Annotated in this window: 3 protein-coding genes; 1 reads left to right on the top strand and 2 read right to left on the bottom strand. The window is 56.1% G+C overall.

Annotated elements, in window-relative coordinates; genetic code table 11:
* The first annotated feature begins 185 nt into the window (after window positions 1–185).
* Window positions 186–974, top strand: a complete 789-nt coding sequence (locus AC221Y_RS21020) for an inositol monophosphatase family protein (protein WP_486708306.1) — start codon at window positions 186–188, stop codon at window positions 972–974.
* On the opposite strand, the gene AC221Y_RS21015 is transcribed toward AC221Y_RS21020, so the two are convergent.
* Both AC221Y_RS21015 and AC221Y_RS21010 read right to left on the bottom strand, forming a co-directional pair.
* The gene (locus tag AC221Y_RS21015) at window positions 971–2,044 is read right to left on the bottom strand and encodes an ABC transporter ATP-binding protein (RefSeq protein ID WP_486708305.1); all 1,074 of its coding nucleotides are present in this window, start codon (window positions 2,042–2,044) and stop codon (window positions 971–973) included. The genes AC221Y_RS21020 and AC221Y_RS21015 overlap by 4 nt on opposite strands.
* Window positions 2,041–4,227 (bottom strand): ABC transporter permease (locus tag AC221Y_RS21010; RefSeq protein ID WP_486708304.1); only part of this gene is annotated, 2,187 nt, incomplete at its 5' end. The genes AC221Y_RS21010 and AC221Y_RS21015, both read right to left, overlap by 4 nt.

Raw genomic sequence — 4,227 nt, 5'->3', positions numbered from 1 at the left:
CTGATCAGCCCCAATTAACTGGTCCAGTTTGAATGTTAGTGCATGAGCGGTCTGTGGTCCATCGGAAATGGTATGTGCTTGCAACACATAGCGTCCTGTAGAGCCGTCAGAAATCATTTCGTACCGCAATGAACTCCAAGATGATACATTGAACAGGTTCCGTCTTATCCGAGAGAGTAGAACCAATGGCCGAAAGAGTTGAAGTCTTAGAAGACATTTGCAAACAGGCCGGGAGTCTGGCGCTGAAGTACTTTCGCGAGCAAGGCGCGCTGGTGATCGACCAAAAAGGGCACCAGGACTTCGTTTCGCAGGCAGATCGAAACGTCGAGCTATTGACCCGGGAACTGTTAGCCAAGGCTTTTCATGAGGACGCAATCGTCGGCGAGGAGCACGCACCGACGTCCGGCACGTCCGGATTTACCTGGGTCATAGATCCGATCGACGGCACCACAAACTTCATAAATGGAATCCCTGCGTGGACGGTCGTAATTGCCGGTGTTCGCGACGGCGTGACTGAGTGCGGCGTCATTCATGATCCTTGTAACAAAGAAACCTTCGTGGCGGTCAAAGGTGATGGTGCGACGTTGAATGGTAGACCTCTCAAACTTGAAGATGCCCGGAGGATTTCGGAAGGGACTGTTGGCGTTGGATACTCCAATCGGGTGGATGATCGCGGCATCGTTCGTCTCGTAACGGCTTTGGTCGACGAGGGCGCAATGTTTTATCGGAATGCGTCTGGAGCTCTTTCGTTGGCCTATGTCGCTGACGGGCGACTTTTGGGATACTCGGAAGAACACATGAACGCTTGGGATTGCCTTGCGGGGCAGCTCGTTGTTTCGGAGGCTGGAGGGTGTGTAGAGTCGCAAGACGCGGACTCTATGATACGGGATGGAGGACGTGTAGTTGTGGGAACACCTGCCGTTTTTGATCGACTTCTAGAGCTGTCAAAGGCGGCTTTCGACCAGACGGATTAAGCTTCTGGCAGGAGCACCGGCCCTTTTTGAGAGAATCCGACTGTGACTTCGCTTCCTACTTCCAGAGGCGTGTCGACGTCTTCATGAACGGCGAACATAGAGCCAAAGCTGGCTTCCAAAGTGTACTCCATCCGCACGCCAACATAGGTCGCCTTTGCGATCTTTGCTTTGAAGCCGTCCTGGGCGCCGATTACCAGCCTGGAAGGGCGCACAGCGAGTTTTGCCTCTCCGGGGGTGAGCCCCCGTGCCGGAAGCAAGTGTTTATATTCCTCGATTGATATCGTCGCCATATCGCCATCAACGTGCTCGATAGTGCATGGTAAGATATTCGCTTCCCCAATGAAGTCCGCGACAAAACGGTCTACAGGCGCATCATAGAGACTGCGTGGGGTGCCGATTTGAGCAATTGAGGCATTGCGCATGACAACGATTTCGTCGGAGACAGCGAGCGCCTCTTCTTGGTCATGGGTGACGTAGACAACCGTGAGGCCAAGGTCCTGCTGAATAGCCCGAATGTCTTCGCGCACCTGACGCCGCAGCTTTGCATCAAGGTTGGACAGTGGCTCGTCGAACAAAAGTACCTGTGGCTCCAAAACCAAGGCGCGCGCAACGGCCACCCTTTGTTGCTGACCGCCCGAGAGCTCGCTTGGCAAGCGTGTGTCGAACCCCTTCAGCCCAACAAGCTCCAATCCAGCAAGCGCGCGGTCGCGCGTTTCTGATTTCGAAAACCCCGAGAAGGTCAGGCCGTACGAGATGTTTTCCAGCACGCTCATGTGTGGAAACAGCGCATAGGATTGGAAAACCATCGACACGTCACGATCCGTTGCTGGTAAAGTGGTGACGTCTTGGTCGCCAATCAGAATGCGCCCGGAAGTTGCCATTTCCAATCCGGCAATCATCCGCAACGTCGTCGTTTTACCGCAACCGGATGGACCGAGCAGGGTCACTAGTTTTCCGGCCTCAACATGTAGATCAATATTATCCACTGCGACGACATCGCGACCGAAGCTTTTCGTTACGTTCTCGAAACGCACCGGCGCGGCTTTGCTAGCAATAAGAGTTTCGCTCATGTTTGTTCCTTTGCCCCGAATTGCGTACGGCGTCCGATTTTTGTGCGTCCGACCAGTACCTGAAGCACGCCGACCGCCGCCAGCATCACGAAGATCAGCGTTGTCGAGTAGGCAATGGCGAGGCCGTAGTCGTTGTTTTCAACACGCCCGATGATGTAGCTGGTCGCCATGTCGTATTCCGCGGACACCAAGAAAATGACAGCGGAAATCGCGGTCATGGCGCGCACGAAGCTATAGACCAGTGCGGCCAGAATGGCGGGTTTCAGAAGCGGCAAGATCACCTTGCGGAAGGTTTGCCACGAGTTTGCGCCAAGCGTGAGTGAGCTTTCATCAAGCGATTTGTCGAGCTGGCTCATAGAGGCGATGCCGGCGCGCACACCGACCGGCATGTTTCTAAATATGAAGCTGACGACCAAGATGATCCCCGTTCCGGTGATCTCGATCGGGGGGACGTTGAACGCCAGAATGTAGCTCACACCGATGACTGTGCCGGGGATTGCAAAGCTGAGCATGGTGCCGAATTCAAAAGCATTCTTGCCGGCGAAGGTTTGGCGTGTCAGCAGATATGCGGTGATCAGACCAACGATAGCGGTCAAGGGAGCAGCCGCGGCGGCAATGTAAATCGTTGTCCAGAAGCTGTCCCAGGCCGCGCCCGTCCAGCGGATGCCCGTTTCCTCTAGGCGGAACGAGAAGGCCGTGACGTAGTGCTTGAAGGTCAGAGAGTTGTTCACACCCCAAAGTTCGACGACGCTGCCGTATAGTATCATTCCATAGACGACTGCGGTGAACAGGCCCCAGACCCCCGCCGCGATGAACACCGGAACGGCGAGGCCGTTTGGCATCAGAGGGTGGACGCCCGCGTCGCCTTTGCCGGATACGGTCGTGTAGCTCTTTTTGCCGAGCCACATACGCTGCGCATAAAACGCCGAGAGCGTGAAGAACAGCAGCACCATCGCAAGGACCGCCGCGCGCCCCTGATCGTATTGCGCGCCAACGATGGCGAAGAAAATTTCCGTCGACAGCACATCGAAATTGCCGCCAAGAACCAGCGGGTTTCCAAAGTCCGCCATGCTTTCGATGAAGCCAAGTAGGAACGCGTTCGCAAGGCCGGGGCGCATCAGAGGCAACGACACCGTGCGAAACGTTTGCCAGCGGTTTGCGCGCAGCGTTTGGGCAGCTTCTTCCAGCGACGGCGACACGCCTTCGACGACGCCGATCAGCACGAGGAAAGCGATGGGTGTGAAAGCGAGCGTCTGGGCAATCAGAACGCCCGGCATACCATAGAGCCAGCGCGTCGGCTGGACCCCGAAAAGCTCGGCGAAAAACTGGGTGACCGTGCCTGAAAGACCAAAGAGCAGGATCAAAGCTAGACCGATGACGAAGGGCGGTGTGATGATCGGAAGGACCGTAAGCGCCCGGAGCGCGCGCTTGTAGCGAAAGCCCGAGCGCGTCACGATCAGCGCAAAGAAAAGACCCAGCACCGTCGTGAGGATACCAACGAGAACAGCCAGGAACAGCGAATTCCAGGCCGCTCCACAGCGACCGCCTGCGAGGCAGTTCAGACTCCAGAGGCGGTAATCGAAAATCTTGGACGCAAAGACAGATGCCGAATAGCCGCCCTCTTCGGTGATGAAAGCAGCCAGAAGCATCTTGGCGATCGGAAAGAAAACAAAGGCCGTGACGATGACGATGACGCCGCCGATGGCACTGACGACAAAGACGTCTCCGTTCACGGCTCCGCGCGCGGCGATTCCTTGTGTGAACAAAAACAGGAATGCCGATGCGATCAGCAAGGCACCATACCCCATCCCGAACTGGCGGTCGCCAAGCTCGCCGAACAGGGCGTTCAGCCAGTCAAAGTTGAAGCCTCGGATACCGATACCGAAACCTTGCGCAATCAGCCAACCGAAGCCGACAGCCCCGGACAAGATCAGAATTTTTGCATAGAAAGGGTCGCTTTTCTTCCGCCCAAGCGCAATGACCGATGTGATCAACGGGATCAAAAGCGGGGCCAGCCACAGTTTTTCGCCCTGTGCGATCAGGAAGACGGCAGGGGCGTAGTCGTCGTCGAAAGGATAGCCGTCCACCAGCCATTCAAACGAGAAAAAGCCATCCTCAATCCCATACCAAGGCAGAAGGCAGTACCCGACCCACCCGGCGACGATCCAGAAGATCAGCGCCGG

This window comes from Boseongicola sp., assembly GCF_057460485.1.
The sequence above is the reverse complement of the archived record's forward strand: the minus strand, read 5'-3'. Positions and strand labels throughout refer to the sequence as shown.

Coding starts and splice junctions, on each gene's coding strand:
- AC221Y_RS21020 (WP_486708306.1), top strand. CDS start 186: ATGGCCGAAAGAGTTGAAGTCTTAGAAGACATTTGCAAACAGGCCGGG.
- AC221Y_RS21015 (WP_486708305.1), bottom strand. CDS start 2,044: ATGAGCGAAACTCTTATTGCTAGCAAAGCCGCGCCGGTGCGTTTCGAG.